General features: G+C 67.9%; 16 protein-coding genes and 1 pseudogene. 8 read left to right on the top strand and 9 right to left on the bottom strand.

Annotated features, from left to right (window positions below):
• Positions 1-77 precede the first annotated feature (77 nt).
• Genes CPH63_RS21600 through CPH63_RS21580 form a run of 5 tightly spaced genes read left to right on the top strand, consistent with a single transcriptional unit; the run spans position 78 to position 3,893 of the window.
• Complete coding sequence (locus tag CPH63_RS21600) at positions 78-1,217, top strand: 8-amino-7-oxononanoate synthase (protein ID WP_096304789.1); 1,140 nt, start codon at positions 78-80, stop codon at positions 1,215-1,217.
• Positions 1,214-1,972 carry a dethiobiotin synthase gene (gene bioD / locus CPH63_RS21595; protein WP_096304788.1) on the top strand — a complete coding sequence of 253 codons (759 nt, stop codon included), beginning with the start codon at positions 1,214-1,216 and terminating at the stop codon, positions 1,970-1,972. The genes CPH63_RS21600 and bioD overlap by 4 nt, the downstream gene beginning before the upstream one ends.
• 4 nt (positions 1,973-1,976) lie before the next feature.
• Complete coding sequence (gene bioB / locus CPH63_RS21590) at positions 1,977-2,981, top strand: biotin synthase BioB (RefSeq protein WP_096304787.1); 1,005 nt, start codon at positions 1,977-1,979, stop codon at positions 2,979-2,981.
• Positions 2,978-3,181, top strand: coding sequence for a hypothetical protein (locus CPH63_RS21585; RefSeq protein WP_206745606.1), 204 nt, complete (start codon positions 2,978-2,980; stop codon positions 3,179-3,181). The genes bioB and CPH63_RS21585 overlap by 4 nt, the downstream gene beginning before the upstream one ends.
• The gene (locus CPH63_RS21580; protein WP_096304786.1) at positions 3,174-3,893 is read left to right on the top strand and encodes a hypothetical protein; all 720 of its coding nucleotides are present in this window, start codon (positions 3,174-3,176) and stop codon (positions 3,891-3,893) included. The genes CPH63_RS21585 and CPH63_RS21580 overlap by 8 nt, the downstream gene beginning before the upstream one ends.
• Before the next feature lie 6 nt (positions 3,894-3,899).
• On the opposite strand, the gene CPH63_RS21575 is transcribed toward CPH63_RS21580, so the two are convergent.
• The 7 genes and pseudogenes from CPH63_RS21575 to CPH63_RS21545 all read right to left on the bottom strand — a co-directional run bounded on the left by CPH63_RS21575 (position 3,900) and on the right by CPH63_RS21545 (position 10,050).
• On the bottom strand, positions 3,900-4,457 hold the full coding sequence (locus CPH63_RS21575; protein ID WP_096304785.1) for a pyridoxamine 5'-phosphate oxidase family protein: 558 nt from the start codon (positions 4,455-4,457) through the stop codon (positions 3,900-3,902).
• 46 nt (positions 4,458-4,503) lie between these two features.
• The gene (locus CPH63_RS21570; protein ID WP_096304784.1) at positions 4,504-5,913 is read right to left on the bottom strand and encodes an aspartate ammonia-lyase; all 1,410 of its coding nucleotides are present in this window, start codon (positions 5,911-5,913) and stop codon (positions 4,504-4,506) included.
• 241 nt (positions 5,914-6,154) lie between these two features.
• Positions 6,155-6,532 (bottom strand): annotated as a pseudogene (locus CPH63_RS21565) (YbjQ family protein); the annotation flags it as partial.
• A 15-nt stretch (positions 6,533-6,547) separates the two neighbouring features.
• Positions 6,548-7,624, bottom strand: coding sequence for a class II fructose-bisphosphatase (gene glpX / locus CPH63_RS21560; protein ID WP_096304782.1), 1,077 nt, complete (start codon positions 7,622-7,624; stop codon positions 6,548-6,550).
• Between the two features lie 260 nt (positions 7,625-7,884).
• Positions 7,885-8,127, bottom strand: a complete 243-nt coding sequence (locus tag CPH63_RS21555; protein WP_096304781.1) for an exodeoxyribonuclease VII small subunit — start codon at positions 8,125-8,127, stop codon at positions 7,885-7,887.
• 4 nt (positions 8,128-8,131) lie between these two features.
• Complete coding sequence (gene xseA / locus CPH63_RS21550) at positions 8,132-9,370, bottom strand: exodeoxyribonuclease VII large subunit (protein WP_096304780.1); 1,239 nt, start codon at positions 9,368-9,370, stop codon at positions 8,132-8,134.
• 35 nt (positions 9,371-9,405) lie between these two features.
• Entirely contained in the window at positions 9,406-10,050 is a 645-nt protein-coding gene (locus CPH63_RS21545; protein WP_096304779.1) for a hypothetical protein, read from the bottom strand.
• A 45-nt stretch (positions 10,051-10,095) separates the two neighbouring features.
• Here CPH63_RS21545 and CPH63_RS21540 point away from each other — a divergent pair, with 45 nt between their 5' ends.
• On the top strand, positions 10,096-11,154 hold the full coding sequence (locus CPH63_RS21540; RefSeq protein WP_096305336.1) for a 4-hydroxy-3-methylbut-2-enyl diphosphate reductase: 1,059 nt from the start codon (positions 10,096-10,098) through the stop codon (positions 11,152-11,154).
• A 57-nt stretch (positions 11,155-11,211) separates the two neighbouring features.
• Here CPH63_RS21540 and CPH63_RS21535 read toward each other — a convergent pair whose 3' ends face one another.
• A complete protein-coding gene (locus CPH63_RS21535; protein ID WP_157749726.1) occupies positions 11,212-11,838 on the bottom strand; it encodes a DUF6542 domain-containing protein in 627 nt (208 codons plus the stop codon).
• A gap of 130 nt (positions 11,839-11,968) precedes the next feature.
• On the bottom strand, positions 11,969-13,492 hold the full coding sequence (locus CPH63_RS21530; RefSeq protein WP_096304777.1) for a DNA recombination protein RmuC: 1,524 nt from the start codon (positions 13,490-13,492) through the stop codon (positions 11,969-11,971).
• A gap of 127 nt (positions 13,493-13,619) precedes the next feature.
• On the opposite strand from CPH63_RS21530, the gene ychF reads away from it, so the two are divergent.
• Both ychF and CPH63_RS21520 read left to right on the top strand, forming a co-directional pair.
• Positions 13,620-14,717 carry a redox-regulated ATPase YchF gene (ychF, locus tag CPH63_RS21525; RefSeq protein ID WP_096304776.1) on the top strand — a complete coding sequence of 366 codons (1,098 nt, stop codon included), beginning with the start codon at positions 13,620-13,622 and terminating at the stop codon, positions 14,715-14,717.
• A 112-nt stretch (positions 14,718-14,829) separates the two neighbouring features.
• On the top strand, positions 14,830-15,666 hold the full coding sequence (locus CPH63_RS21520; RefSeq protein WP_096304775.1) for a methyltransferase domain-containing protein: 837 nt from the start codon (positions 14,830-14,832) through the stop codon (positions 15,664-15,666).
• Positions 15,667-15,810 lie beyond the last annotated feature (144 nt).

Here is a 15,810-nt window from a genome sequence, read left to right as displayed (position 1 = left end):
GGTGCTGAACTGAGGCGGATACCGCAGAGTTCAGCACCCGATCCGGCCTCCGGCGATGCATCTGCGAAACTCTCGGGATGGCCGTCGACCCGCTTACCCGACTGCGGGAATCGCTCGCCGCGCGCGAGGCGGCGGGCCTGCGCCGGTGGCTGCGGCCGAGGCCGGCCGAGGACGCGGTGCTGGATCTGGCCAGCAATGACTACCTCGGTCTGGCTCGGGACAAGCGAGTCATCGATGCCTCGGTGGCGGCTTTGCTGCGCTGGGGCGCCGGGAGCACCGGATCCCGCCTGGTCACCGGAACCACCCAACTACATCAGGACTTCGAGCAGGAACTGGCGGAGTTCGCCGGTGCGCCGGCCGCGCTCTGCTTCTCCTCCGGCTACCTGGCCAACCTCGGGGTGCTCACCGCCCTGGGTGGCCCCGACGTCACCATCGTCTCGGACGCGACCAACCATGCGTCGCTCATCGACGCCTGCCGCCTGAGTGGATCGCCGATCCGGGTCGTCTCGCACGCCGACCCGCTCGCTGTACGAGCCGCGCTGACCGGCGTCGAGACCGAGCACGTCCTGGTCGTCACCGACGCTGTCTTCTCCGTCGACGGGGACCTGGCTCCGCTGCGTGAACTTCATGCCGAGACGCGGGCTCGGGGTGGTCTGCTCGTGGTCGACGAGGCCCATTCGCTGGGGGTGGTCGGCGACGGCGGGACCGGTGCCGTGGTCGCGGCCGGGCTGGCCGCGGAGCCTGACGTCATCCGCACCGTCACCCTCTCCAAGTCGTTGGGGGCCCAGGGCGGCGCGGTCCTCGGTGCCGTCGAGGTGATCGACCTGCTGATCAGTACGGCCCGCTCCTTCATCTTCGACACCGGGCTGGCCCCCGCTTCGGTGGGGGCCGCGCAGGCGGCGCTGCAGGTGCTTCGCGAGGAACCGTCGTTGGCTGCCTCCGCCCGGGCCAACGCGACGGCGCTGGCCGCCATCACCGGAGTCCACAGCCTGGAACGGGTGAACCCGGCGGCGGCGGTCGTGCCGGTTTTCCTTGGTAATTCCCTCCGGGCCGTCGCGGCGGCGCAGCGCTGCCTGGAGGCCGGTCTGCGGGTCGGCTGCTTCCGCCCGCCGTCGGTACCGCCGGGACGGGCCTGCCTGCGCATCACCGCCCGGGCCGACCTCACCGAGGAGGATCTGCAGCGAGTGGGCACGGTCCTCGACGGCGCTCTGCGGTGAGCGTCCTCATCGTCTCCGGCACGGGAACCGACGTCGGCAAGACCGTGGCGACGGCCGCGCTGACCGGCCTGGCTCGGCAGGGCAGGGCTCCGGTCGCGGTGGTGAAGCCGGTGCAGACCGGCCTTCTCGCCGGCGAGCCCGGGGACCTGGCTGAGGTCAGCCGGCTCTCCGGATGCACCGACACCTACGAATTCAGCCGCTTCCCCGACCCGCTGTCGCCGCAGGCCGCCGCCCGCTGCAGTGGCCGTCCGGCACTGGCGCTGGCCGAGGTGGCGCAGCAGATCCGGCAGCTGGAGTCCCGCTACGAGCAGGTGATCGTCGAGGGGGCGGGCGGGCTCCTGGTGTCGTATGCCGACGATCACTGGACCCTGCTGGACCTCGCTCGAGAACTGGGCGCCGCGGTGCTGGTCGTGACGCTGGCCGGTCTCGGCACCATGAACCACACCGTGCTGACGCTGCGAGCCCTCGGCGACCACCCATGTGCCGGTGTGCTGATCGGGCGCTGGCCGGCCGAACCCGATCTGGCCATGCGCTGCAACGCCAGTGATCTCAGCGAATTGGCCGCCGCACAGTGCGCTCCCGGGTTGGTCGGGGCGCTGCCGGACGGAATCACCGGCCGCCTCAGAGGCGCCCTCGGTGTGCCGGGCGGTAACCACGTGATGGAAGAATTCGGTTCGATAGCGCGGGCGGCACTCTCACCGGACTTCGGGGGAGAGTTCGATGCCCACGCCTTTGTCGTGAAATGGGGACGGTAGCTCTATGACGGATATTCTCGCCGACATTCTCGGGTTGGCCCGCGAGCAGGTACTTGAGCAGGGCATCGGGCTGAGCCAGGAGCAGGCGCTGGAGTGCCTGCAGTTGCCCGACGATCGGGTGGACGCGCTCTTGGATCTGGCCCACGAGGTGCGGGTCAAGTGGTGCGGCGACGAGGTCGAGGTCGAGGGCATCGTCTCGCTCAAGACCGGTGGCTGCCCGGAGGATTGCCACTTCTGTTCGCAGTCCGGCGTCTTCGACTCGCCGGTCCGCTCGGCCTGGCTGGACATCCCGTCGCTGGTTCGCGCGGCCCGCGAGACCGCGGCGACCGGCGCCAGCGAGTTCTGCATCGTCGCCGCCGTGCGCGGGCCCGACGAGCGGCTGATGAAGCAGGTCCGTGACGGCGTGGCCGCCATCCAGGCCGAGGTCGAGATCAATGTGGCCTGCTCGCTGGGGATGCTCACCCAAGCCCAGGTTGATGAGTTGGCCGAGATCGGCGTCCACCGCTACAACCACAATCTGGAGACGGCCCGCTCCTACTTCCCGTCGGTGGTCACCACGCACTCCTTCGACGAGCGCATCAACACCTGCGAGATGGTTCGCGCGGCCGGCATGGAACTCTGCTGCGGCGGGATCGTCGGCATGGGCGAGACGCTGGAGCAGCGGGCCGAGTTCGGCGCTCAGCTGGCCGCGCTGGCCCCGGACGAGGTGCCGCTGAACTTCCTCAATCCGCGTCCGGGCACCCCCTTCGGCGAGCAGGAGCCGATGTCGGCCACCGACGCGCTGCGGGCCGTCGCCACCTTCCGGCTGATGATGCCGCGCACCATCCTGCGCTTCGCCGGCGGCCGCGAGATCACCCTCGGCGACCTGGCCGAGCGTGGTGTGCGGGGCGGGGTGAACGCCGTCATCGTCGGCAACTACCTCACCACCCTGGGACGCCCGGCCGGGGAGGACCTGGCCATGCTCTTGGACCTGAAGATGCCGATCAAGGCGCTGGCCAAGAATCTGTGACGCGGGAGACCATCCGCTACTGCGACCGCTGCGGCGAGGAACTCGCCGGCGGCGCTCACGCGGGCTGCCAGCGGGCCCGGGAGTTGGAGCCGCCGCGATTCTGCAGCCGGTGCCGGCGGCGCATGGTGGTGCAGGTGACGCCGACCGGCTGGAGCGCCCGCTGCGTCGAGCACGGGGAGACCTCATCCAGCCGTGAGTGAGCAGTGGGACGTCGCTCGTCACTGGGGAGCCTTTCGGACGCCGTGGGTGGTCCGCAAAGCGCTCGGCCGGCGTGGGCCACGACGCCGAGCGCGTGCGGAGTCGGCCGCTCATCCGCTCACCGCCGCGGAGTTCGATGGACCGCCGGATGAGGTGCCCCAATTCATCACTGGCCTGTTGCTCAGCACCGAGCGGTTCGCTCATCCGCTTCCGCTGGAGGCAAAAATCGACCGGCGAAAGCTGGAACTCGACATCGACCCGTTCGACGCACTCGACACCGCGCTGGATCTTGGCGACGCGGTGAGTGATGGTCTCAGTGCGGGGAGCGGCGGCAGTGGTGGCGGTGGCGGGAGCGGCGGTGGCGGCGGTACCCATCCAGCCGGTCTAGGTCATTCCGGCGGCGGTGGTGGTGGCGGGTTCAGCGGCCTTGACTGGCTCGACGGTGGCGACGAATTCTTCCTGGTCATTCTGGCCATTGCGGTCGTTGCGGTCGTTCTGCTGATCGCGGTGCCGCTCGGTCTCCTGGCGATCGAGGTTGTCTTCGCGCTGTTGTTGATCGGGGCCGGAATCGTGGGCCGGTTGCTGCGGATCAAACCGTGGACGGTGTTGATCAAGCGAGACAGGCAGGTGGTTGGTGCGGTGTCGGTGCGCGGTTGGCGGGCTAGTCGGGCCGTCATCAAGGCGCTGCAGACGGGCCTCGGCGGCGCGAATTAGCGAGACCTACGGCTGAAGCGCGGGGAGCCCGTCGATGCTGGTGGCGTTTCGCTCGACGGCGTAGACGTCTTCGTAGAATTCGGCCGGTTTCTTCAGCTGGTGCAGATCCAGGATGTCGCGATCGGCGACGTACTCCATCTTCGGCACCGAGTAGCCGCAGGAGTCGGAGATACGGTCGGCGTCGATGACGATGATGGAGCGCACGCCATGGTCGCGATCCTTGCCGAAGCGTCCCCGCAGTTCCGCCCACTCCGCGTCGTCCGGCCGAATCACCCGTCCGCGCCCGTGCAGTCGCACGATCTTCGGCGGACCGTCGAAGGCGCAGAACATCACCACGATCCGACCGTTCTCACGCAGGTGGGCGATCGTCTCGGCCCCGGAGCCGAAGTAGTCGAGGTAGGCGACCCGGGTCGGGCCGAGGACGGCGAAGGTGCCGTCCATCCCCTTCGGGGAGACGTTGACGTGCCCGTCGGCGGCCAGCGGCGCGGTCGAGACGAAGTACACCGGCTGCGCTAGCAGCCAGTCGGCCAGCTTCTGATCAACCTCGGCGAAGATCTTCCCCATTGGCCCATGATCTCATTGACCCCCGAAGATGATCGAATCAATTCGCTCAGCTGGTTGCCGGCACGGTCATGGAGAGCACGTCCAGCACCTCGTCGAGTTTCGCCTCGGTGATGGTTCCGGCGGCCACGTGCCCGCGCTCGATGACCACCTGGCGAATCGTCTTCCGCTCGGCCAGGGCCTGCTTGGCGATCTTGGATGCCTCGTCGTAGCCGACGTAGTGGTTGAGCGGGGTGACGATCGACGGCGAGGACTGCGCGTACTCCAGGCACCGCTCGACGTTGGCCTCGAGGCCGTTGACGCAGCGGTCGGCGAAGACTCGGGAAACATTGGCGATCAGCCGAATCGACTCCAGCACGTTGCGGGCGATTACCGGCAGCATGACGTTGAGTTCGAAGTTGCCGGCGGCACCGCCCCAAGCGACGGCGGCGTCGTTGCCGATGACCTGGGCGACCACCTGGCAGACCGCCTCGCAGAGCACAGGGTTCACCTTGCCCGGCATGATCGAGCTGCCCGGCTGCAGATCCGGCAGGTACAGCTCGGTGAGGCCGGTGCGCGGGCCCGAACCCATCCAGCGGATGTCGTTGGAGATCTTGTTCAGCCCGACCGCGATGGTCCGCAGCGCGCCGGAGAGTTCGACCAGCCCGTCTCGTGCGCTCTGTGCCTCGAAGTGGTTACGGGCTTCGGTGAGGGGTAGGCCGGTGTCGGCGGCGATGAGGCTGATGACATCGGCTGCGAAGCCGGCCGGCGCGTTGATACCGGTGCCGACGGCGGTGCCGCCGAGCGGCAGCTCGGCCACCCGGGGCAGTGTCGCCTCAAGGCGCTCGATGCCGTAGCGCACCTGGGCCGCGTAGCCGGCGAACTCCTGCCCCAGGGTGACCGGGGTGGCGTCCATGAGGTGGGTGCGGCCGGACTTCACAACGGTCGCGAAGGCGGCGGCGCGCCCTTCTAGGGTCTGGGCCAGATGGGCCAGGGCCGGAATCAGGTCGACGACGACGCCCTTGGTCGCCGCGACGTGGATCGCCGACGGGAACTGGTCGTTGCTCGACAGCGGGTCGTTGACGTCGTCGTTCGGGTGTACCGCCGCGCCGAGCATGTCGGCGGCCAGCGAGGCCAGCACCTCGTTGGTGTTCATGTTGGAGGAGGTGCCGGAGCCGGTCTGGAAGACGTCGATGGGGAACTCGCCGTCCCAGTCGCCGCGCGCCACCTCGATCGAGGCGGCGGCGATGGCGTCGGCCTTGGTCTGGTCGAGCAGGCCACGCTGCGCCCGGATCCGCGCGCCCGCCCCCTTGATCAGGGCCAGTCCGGCGATGAGTTCCCGCTCGATCGGCTGGCCGGAGATCGGGAAGTTCTCCACTGCGCGCTGCGTCTGGGCTCGCCATTTGGCGTCGCGGGGTACCCGCACCTCGCCCATCGAGTCCTTTTCGATCCGGTAGTCAGCCTCGGGTGCGGTACTCATTCGTCCTTAATTCCTTGCATGTTGACGGTTGGCGGGTGGTGGTGAACTGCTGGTGGCGGCGGCTCTCGGGCTGAGGCCGGGCCCTGATCTAGCTCGACGGGTAGGGCTGCTGCGGGTAGCCCGGCTGGCCCCCATGCTGGCCGGCTTGGTAGCCCGGCCCATTCGCCCCGGGGAAGTGCTGCGGAGGCAGCGTTCCGACTGGGGGGACGTGCGGTGGTGGCCCCTGGGGCGTTGGGGTGGCCGGTGCCGGAGTGGCGCCCCCGTAGCCGAGTTCGGCTGCCGTCTGGCGGGCTCCATCGGTCACCGGGATCGCCACCACGGCCGTGCCGTAGGCGCAGATCTCAGTCCAGGTGTCGCCCATCTCCGAGGTGTCGAAACGCATTCCGATGACGGCGTTTCCGCCGCGGGCGCGGGCATGCTCGAGCATCCGCGCCATCACCTCGTTGCGGGAGTCGGTGAGGTTCTTCGTCATTCCCTGCAGCTCGCCACCGAACATCGACTTGAAGCCGGCGCCCATCTGGGAGAACGCGTTGCGGGATCGGACGGTGAGCCCGAATACCTCGCCGCAGACGCGCTGGATCTCCCAACCGGAGATCTCGTTGGTGGTGACTACAAGCATGAAGTGTCCGTTCTGCTAATTGCGGTCGAAGTCCACCGACGAGTATGCCCGCAGCTTGCCCAGCTGGTGCAGCGAACTGACCGTGCGGATGGTGCCGGACTTGGAGCGCATCACGATCGACTCGGTCTGCACGGCGTCGGCGTAGTAGCTGACGCCTCGGATGAGATCGCCGTCGGTGACGCCGGTGGCGCAGAAGAAGATGTCGTCGCCGGTGACCAGCTCGCGGGTGGTGAGGACCTTGTCCAGATCGTGCCCGGCGTCGATCGCCCGCTGGCGCTCGTCGTCGTCCAGCGGCCAGAGCTTGGCCTGGATGGCGCCGCCCATGCAGGCCAGCGCGGCGGCCGAGATGATGCCCTCCGGCGTGCCGCCGATGCCGAGCAGCAGATCGACACCGGTGCCCGGCCGGGCGGCCGCGATGGCTCCGGCGACGTCACCGTCGTTGATGAACTTGATGCGGGCGCCGGATTCGCGCACCTCCTGGACGAGCTTGGCGTGCCGCGGACGGTCCAGGATGCAGACGGTGACGTCCTCTGGGCGCCCGTGCTTGGCCTTGGCCACTCGTCGGACGTTCTCGGCGACCGGCGCGGTGATGTCGATGACGTCGGCCGCCTCGGGGCCAGTGGCGATCTTGTCCATGTAGAAGACCGCGGAGGGGTCGAACATGCTGCCCCGCTCGGCGACGGCGATGACCGCGATGGCGTTGGGCATGCCCTTCGACATGAGGGTGGTGCCGTCCACCGGGTCGACCGCGACGTCGCAGAGCGGTCCGGTGCCGTCACCGACCTCCTCGCCGTTGTAGAGCATCGGGGCCTTGTCCTTCTCGCCCTCACCGATCACCACGACGCCGCGCATGGAGACGGTGCCGATGAGCGCCCGCATCGCGTCCACCGCGGCGCCGTCGCCGCCGTTCTTGTCGCCGCGCCCGACCCAGCGACCAGCCGCCATCGCGGCGGCCTCGGTGACCCGGACGAGCTCCAGGGCAAGGTTGCGATCCGGGGCCTGGCGAGGTACCGCCAGCTCCGGTGGGACGCCGTGGGGCGTGCTGGGAACGGTGGCAGCGGTCGCTGTGGTCGCTGTGGTCGAGTCGGTCATGGGTGGGCCTTCCGCTCGGCGGTGACGAAACGTGGGTCATCCAGCGATGCGATCGTCCGGGTCGGCGTGGAGCCTGGGCCGGCGGGCGACTGCGGTCGGATTCGCGTTCATCTTCGCAGGTGCTTCGGGCGATCCTTAGGGCGCAGTGGCCGAAATGACAGGCATCTCACCGTAAGCGCTTAACGGCCGGCGCCTCTCCGCGGGTGCTCGCAGCCGCTTCGGCGGGCGGCGAGTGGGCCCATCAGTCGCTGGCGCCTGGCCTACTCTTCGCCGCTGTCGCGGGCCTCGATGGCCTCGTCCAGGCGGGCGCTGGCTGAGTCGAGCCAGCGCTGGCAGATCGCGGCGAGATCCTCACCGCGCTGCCAGAGTTCCAGCGACTCCTCCAGGCTCTGCCCGCCCGCCTCCAGCCGGCGCACCACCTCGGAGAGCTCGGTCCGGGCCGCCTCGTAGGAGATCTCCGGAACGCTGTCGCTGCTGGCCGGGGTCTTGTCGCTGCCGCTCATCGCGTCAGACCTTACCTTTGCTGCTCTTCTTGGCGGCCGTACCGCTGCCCGACGGCGTCGGGGTGGCCAGGAACGAGCCGGCGGCGACGCGGATCCGAAGCTCGCCGACGGCCTGGGGGGCGGCGCGGACGACCGTGCCGTCAGCCGTCTGAACCACCGCGTACCCGCGGTCGAGGGTGGCCTGAGGGGAGAGTGCACGCACCCGGGCCTGGACGTGCTCGAGATCCAGCCGAGCCGAGTGGATCAGACCGTCGACCCGGCGTTCGCTGCGCTGCCGAAGCGCCTCGACGTCGGTGGCGGCTTGACTGACCCGATGCCGAACGGTCGCCCGCAATCGAGTCGGCAGGCCGGCCATCAGCTCGGCTTCGGAGTCGAGGCGACGGCGGATGGTGGCCCGGCCGCGGGCCCGGCACTCACGGACCAGAGCCAGCTCCTCACCCAGATCCGGGACGATCCGCTTAGCCGCGTCGGTCGGGGTCGAGGCGGCGAAGTCGGCCACCAGATCGAGGAGCGGCGTGTCCGTCTCGTGGCCGATCGCGCTCACCACCGGTGTGCGGCACGCCACGACGGCCCGGATCAGCGCCTCGTTGCTGAACGGCAGCAGGTCCTCGATGCTCCCGCCGCCGCGGGTGATGACGATGACATCCACCTCGGTCTCGGCGTCGAGTTGCTCGAGGGCGTCGATGATCTCGGTGACTGCGGAACTGCCCTGGGTGGCGACGCTGCGAATCTCGAAGCGGGTGCCGGCGAAGCGGCGCCGGGCGTTCTCCACCACGTCCCGCTCGGCGGCGCTGGCCCGTCCGGAGATGAGGCCGACGCGGCGCGGGAGGAACGGCAGTCGCTGCTTGTGTCGGGAGTCGAAGACGCCCTCAGCGGTGAGAAGTCGCTTGAGCTGCTCCAGCCGGGCCAGTAGCTCGCCGAGGCCGACCTGACGAACCACGGTGGCTCGCAGGCTCAATGACCCGCGTTCGATGTAGAAGTCCGGGCGGGCCCGAATGGTGACCCGCGACCCCTCGGTCACCGTCTCCGGGAGCACACCGCGGGCGCAGGTGACACTGAGGGAGATGTTGGCGTCCGGGTCGCGCAGCGTCATGAAGTGGGTCGCGACGCCCGGCCGGCGGGTCAGCTGAGCCACCTGCCCGTCGACCCAGATCTCACCGAGGCGGCTGATCCACTCGGAGATGCGAGCAGCGACCACTCGAACGGGAACCGGGTTTTCCGCCGAAGTCTCGAGTTTGGTCATATTTTGTAAGCCAATTCGCGCCACAGACGCGTTGGCTAGAGCTCTTCCGGCGCGGGCGGCTGCGGTTGGGCGGTTGGTTCTTCGTGCGTTTGGATCACTGGTGTCTCGACCGTCGTCGGGGGCACGCTGGCCGTAACTGGCGGGGTGGGCACTTCGGTCGATGCCGTTTCGGTCGACGGCGTTTCGTTGGGTGCGTCGGTGGGCGCGTCGGTCTCCGCCACCGTGTCGAAGGCGGAGGGACGGCCGGTGCGGGGCGGGCTCACCTTGCGGGGCGTCGCCGACTTCTTCGCCGGTGTCGCCTTCTTCGGCGCCTTCGTCTCCGTCGCTGCGGCCTCCGCTGCCGAGGGTGTGGTTGGCTCGGCGTCGAACTCGTCGGACACCTCGACGATCAGGAGTTCATCCTCTTCGACGGTGAGGACGAAGGTATCGAGCTCAACGTCCTCGTCGAAGGTGGCCCAGGCCGGTGGCTCGTCGGGGGTCGGACGCAGCCGCCCCAGCACCTCGTCACCGCGCACGGTGAATTCGGCGTAGCGCTGCTGGGCGCGCAGCGAGAATTGCAGCGCAGTGCTGACGGCGAGCATGGGGACCTCAAGGGCCTTCTCCGGTGAGGAGCGGACCGTATCAACGCACGTGAAGACTAGCCCGATGGTCGCCCGCAGGGGGCGTGGCAGCTGCGACATGCCTACAAGCTTTCCCCACCCGAAATGATCCGTACCATCGAGGGTATGACTTCGGTGCAATCTCGGTCCACGAACGCCCAGACGGGGGCGGCGGTGAGTGACCCGGCACCCGCGCCGGAGACGGTGAAGCGGGTGCTTCTGGCCCAGCCGCGCGGCTACTGCGCCGGTGTCGATCGAGCCGTGCAGACCGTCGAGGAGGCCCTTGATCTCTACGGCGCGCCCATCTACGTACGCAAGCAGATCGTGCACAACCTGCATGTCGTCCGTTCGCTCGAGGCCCGCGGCGCCATCTTCGTGGAGGAGAACGACGAGGTTCCGGAGGGTGCCACCGTGGTCTTCTCCGCCCACGGGGTTGCCCCGGAGGTGCATGAGCAGGCCGCGGCCCGTCACCTGAAGGCCATCGACGCCACCTGCCCGCTCGTCACCAAGGTGCACAACGAGGCGCGTCGCTTTGCCGCAGAGGACTACGACATCCTGCTGATCGGTCACGAGGGGCACGAGGAGGTGGTTGGCACCACTGGGGAGGCGCCGACCCACATCACCGTCGTGGACGGCCCGGCCGATGCGCTGCGGACCGACGTCCGCGATCCGGAGAGGGTGGTCTGGCTGTCGCAGACGACGCTGTCGGTCGACGAGACGATGCGCACCGTCGATGCACTTCGCGAGCGTTTTCCGATGCTGCAGTCGCCACCGAGTGACGACATCTGCTACGCGACGCAGAACCGACAGGCCGCGGTGAAGGTGATCGCGCCGGACACCGAGCTATTTCTGGTGGTCGGGTCGCCGAACTCGTCAAACTCGGTCCGGATGGTTGAGGTGGCCCTCACCGCCGGCGCTGGGGCGGCCCACCTGGTCGAGAACGCGAGCGCCATCGATCCGGCCTGGCTGGCCGGCGTGAGTACTGTCGGGCTCTCCTCGGGCGCGTCGGTGCCGGAGATCCTGGTCAATGAGGTCATCGAGACCCTGGCCGGTTATGGATATGGCGACGTTCAGGTCGTGGCGCACACGGAGGAGCGGCTGCAGTTCGCGCTGCCGCAGGAGCTGCGCCGAGACATGCGGGCGACCGGCAAGAAACCCGGACCCAGCGTCAACGACCTCAGCTGAGAATTTCGCGGGTGCCTGCTGGCCGTGCGGGTGCCTGCTGGCTGTGCGGGTGACGGGCTACTTACCCGTGATCATGCGGATGCCGGCGATGATCAACACAGCGGCCGTCGCGCCGGCGATGGCCGGGAAACCGTAGACGAGCCAGTTCACTCCGGCGTCAAGAAGGACGGCTCGGTTCTTCAGCCCGTTCGAGCGCACGTAGAGCAGCACGGCGGAGGCGACGAAGTAGACGATCGGCGGCGCGACCACGACGACGAACATCGAACTGCGACGCACCACGATGATCGAGACGATCGCACCGATGACCAGGGCGATGTTGAACGCGCCCTTGACCGAGCTGCCGCTGACGAGATCGATGAACCCGCCGAGGCCGCAGATGGCGATGAGGATGCCAAGCGCAACGAATCCCGGAACGCCCCGGTCCTCCGAGCGGGCGCGAGCTCGGCGCTCGGCGCGGGTCTCGCCCCGTGCATCGACTGGTGCATCGACCGGGCTGGGATAACCCCGGGCTTGCGTGCCGGGTGCGTAACTCTGGGTAGTCGATGGGTCAGCGCGCAGCGGCGCCTGCACCGCCGTCGCGTGGGGGTCGGCTGAGTAATTGGCGTGTCGCTCGCCGGCGCCAGCAGGGGTCGAGTAGCTGACCTCTCCGAAACCGTCGTCTTGCATTGAAGACGAAGTCGACATGCTCAATCCATACTCCTGGTCTGCAGATGGTGCAGATTTTGCACGCCGGAATGGTTTTCTCCGTCGAAGGTTACCCGTCGAAGCTGGGAAATTGCTGACATCGCAACCTCTGACACACACCGGGACAAGGTCATTCGCCGGTCGCCTTTCGCCGTTCCGCAGTACGAGTGGGGATCAGTTCCGCACTGAGTTCGTCGATTACAGCCACGGGCAGCTCGTTCTGCACGACGGTGGGTCGGCTGTTGTTCAGTGCGACCACCCGGTGTTGGGTGAGCTCGCTGGCCTGAGTGGTACGGGTGGCCTCGGTGAGTTGCTCCGGGGCCTTCAGCGAGTCGGTGGTCTCGACCTTGAGTTCGGTCATCTTGCGTGCGGTGACGAAGACACGCGTCTCGAGCGAGGTGACTGTGCTGTTATAGGCGGCAACGGCGTTTCCGAGCGACTTGCCGAGCTTGTCGACGTGAGCCCCCATCGTCGACAGCCGCTGGTACAGCTCTCGCCCGAGCTGATGCACCTCCGCGGCATTGGTGGCCAGGGCGTCCTGCCTCCAGGTGTAGGCGACGGTACGTAGAAGCGTGATCAGCGTCGACGGGGTGGCCAACACCACATTGCGACTGAAGGCATGCTCCTGCAGCGTCGGATCCTCCCGCAGCGCGGCGTCCAGAAACGCATCGGCCGGGACGAAGCAGACAACGAACTCCGGCGACGGTGCGAAGCGCTCCCAGTAGGCCTTTGCCCCCAGTGAGTCGATGTGGGCTCGCATGTGCCGGGCGTGGGCCTTGAAACGGGCGGCCCGGGTGGCTTCGTCCTTGGCCTCCATCGCCTCCAGATAACCGGCGAACGCCACCTTCGAGTCGACCACGACGTTCTTGCCGCCGACCAGCCGGACGACCAGATCAGGGCGCAGTGTGCCGTCCTCGGTGGTCGAGCTGGCCTGCGTTACGTAGTCGATGTGCTCGGTCAGGCCGGCCGCTTCGACCGCCCGTTCCAGTTGCAACTCCCCCCAACGCCCACGAACCTGGGGCGCCCGCAGCGCGGTGACCAGCTGTGAGGTCTCACTGCGCAACTGCTCGGAGGTCTCCTGCATCGTGCCGATCTGCTGCCGCAGCGCCGAATAGGAGCCGGCTCGTTCCTTCTCGACCTCGCCGATCTGCTGCTGGACCCGATCCAGCGAATCCCGCAGTGGCGCGACGAGCGCGTCAATGGCCTGCTGACGCTGGGCCAGGTCCCCGTCGGCCGCGGTCTTCGCGCTGGCCAGCCGCGACTCAGCCATCGCCACGAAGGCCTCATTGTTCTTGGCCAGCGCCTCGGCCGAGAGGGCGACGAAGGCCTCCCGGAGCTGCTTTTCGGTGCGCGCCAGCAGCGCCTCCCGATCGCGCGCGGCGGCTCGCTCACCGGCGAGACCAGCGTGCAGTGCGGCCAATTCGCTCTCCAACTGGGCCCGCTCAGCGGCGTTGGCCGCCTGTAGCTCCGCCTGCTCCGCGGCCGCCTCGGCTGCGTCGGCAGCGCGTTCACGCATGGCGTGTTCGGCCGCGGCGGCGGCTTCGTTCGTCTTGGCCAGCACGGCGGCGGCGGCCCGCTGACCGGCCACCAGCCAGCCGATCACCGCACCAGCGGCGAGGGCAAGCAGAACCAAGACAACGGTGGTGACATCCATACCCACGATGCTGGCATCCGGGTCTGACAATTTCGGCCAGCGACTCCCGCTCGCGCAGCGGAAATCGTGCTAGTTCGGGTTGGAAACCGGCCGGGGGAGCGGCGAAAGGCAGATAGTATGGCCTCCCGTGGCACTAACTATCGGCATCGTCGGCCTGCCCAACGTCGGCAAATCCACGCTCTTCAACGCGCTCACCAAGAATGACGTGCTCGCCGCGAACTACCCGTTCGCGACCATCGAGCCCAATGTCGGAGTGGTCGGCGTTCCGGACGCACGGCTGAAGGTGCTGGCCAAGATCTTCGGTTCGGCCAAGATCATCCCGTCGACGGTGTCGTTCGTCGACATCGCCGGGATCGTGAAGGGGGCCAGCGAGGGTGCTGGGCTGGGCAACAAGTTCCTGGCCAACATCCGTGAGGCGGACGCGATCTGCCAGGTGATTCGCGCCTTCAGCGACCCCGACGTGGTGCACGTCGACGGCAAGATCTCGCCCAAGGACGACATCGAGACCATCAACACCGAGCTGCTGCTGGCCGATATGCAGACGATCGAGAACGTGCTGCCGCGGCTGCAGAAGGAGGTGCGACTGCACAAGGACCGAGCCGTCGTGCTCGCCGCTGCCGAGCAGGCGCAGAAGGTGCTGGAGGCCGGGCAGACCATCTTCGCCGCCGGTCTCGACCCGGAGCCGCTGCGCGAACTGCACCTGATGACGGCTAAACCCTTTATCTATGTCTTCAACGTCGACCCGGACGAGATCGCGAACGCCGAGTTCACCGACGAGCTACGTGCCCTGGTCGCCCCGGCGGAGGCGATCTTCCTGGACGCCAAGACCGAGGCCGAGCTGATCGAGCTCGACGACGAGGAGGCACTGGAGCTGCTGCAGTCGATGGGGCAGCAGGAGTCAGGGATCGACCAGTTGGCGCGGGTCGGCTTCAACACCCTCGGGCTGCAGTCCTACCTGACGGCCGGTCCGAAGGAGGCCCGGGCCTGGACGATCCACCGCGGGGCCACCGCCCCGCAGGCGGCCGGTGTGATCCACACCGACTTCGAGCGCGGATTCATCAAGGCTGAGGTCGTCTCCTACGACGATCTGGTGGCCGGCGGCTCGATGGCCGCGGCCAAGGCGGCCGGCAAGGTGCGCATCGAAGGCAAGGACTACATCATGGCCGACGGCGACGTGGTGGAGTTCCGGTTCCAGACAACATCAGGTGGCAAGAGCCAAGGCTGACGACACATCCCTGCTGCCGTTTTTGCGTGCGGCTTGGGCTAAGCTCTCCGGGCAGCGGCGCTTGCAGTTGCAGTGAGTCGGGTTGGTTTGGCGGCAGCGGTCAGGAGCGGGTGTGCACGATACGTCTTACGAGCACGGGCGGCTGTTCTTTGAGGTCTATTGGCAAGCGGGCTTTCAGGTCGTGGTCGACTTGGGTAGCCAGGACGTGAACGGTTCGTTGCGCGATCACTGTCCACCGGAGGCTCGCTACGTTGGACTTGATATGGAGCCCGGCAAAGGCGTCGACTTGGTGGTGGAGCCGGGAGCTGCGCTGCCCTTCGCCGATGCGTCCGTGGACGTTGCCGTGAGCACGTCCGCGTTCGAACACGACGTCTTCTTTTGGGAGACGTTCCTGGAGATGGTGCGGGTAATTCGCCCGGGTGGATTGGTATATATCAACGCGCCCAGCAATAACGACTTCCACCGGTACCCGCTAGATCTCTGGCGCTTCTACCCCGACGCAGGCATCGGGCTGGTGAAGTGGGCGGCCAAGCATGACGTACCGGTCGAGCTCGTGGAGTCTTTCGTTGCGAAGCCAGGCGCCGAAGGCTGGGCAGACTTCGTCGCCGTATTCCGCAAGCAGTCGGACAAGCCACTGCCACCAACGGGACGTATCGCAGACCGCACGACGGCTACCAATATCTTCAGCGGATCCGCGGAATATCTAGAGGCCGAACAGCGGCAGACGTTCGAGGCGCTTGAAATTGCAGACCTGCGAGACTCATTCGCGCAGGCGCAGGCTCAGGCCAGCCGGGCCGCTGAAGAAGCATCTTCGCTGCGCGCGCGGGTGGATCAACTCTCTGCGGCAACGGAGACCGCCGAGGCGGAGTTGCGAGAGATAAGGGCCAGTACGTCGTGGCGGGTGACGGCACCGGTTCGCCGAGTGTCGGACCTAGTGCGGCGTCGCTGAAGTTTCGCGCATTCGAGGTTCGCGATGGGCCCCGAGCAGTGCGCGACGGATTCCGGCCCGTGGACGCGACGAAGTTCGGAGTCTGATTGAACTCTGGCGAAACCTCCTGCCTATTGACGGTTGGGGCGCCGGATTGGCAGGAGC

It is taken from the genome of Jatrophihabitans sp. GAS493 (assembly GCF_900230215.1).
Lineage (GTDB): Bacteria > Actinomycetota > Actinomycetes > Mycobacteriales > Jatrophihabitantaceae > MT45.
Note: the sequence above shows the minus strand (reverse complement) of the source record. Positions and strands in the feature narration are given on the sequence as shown.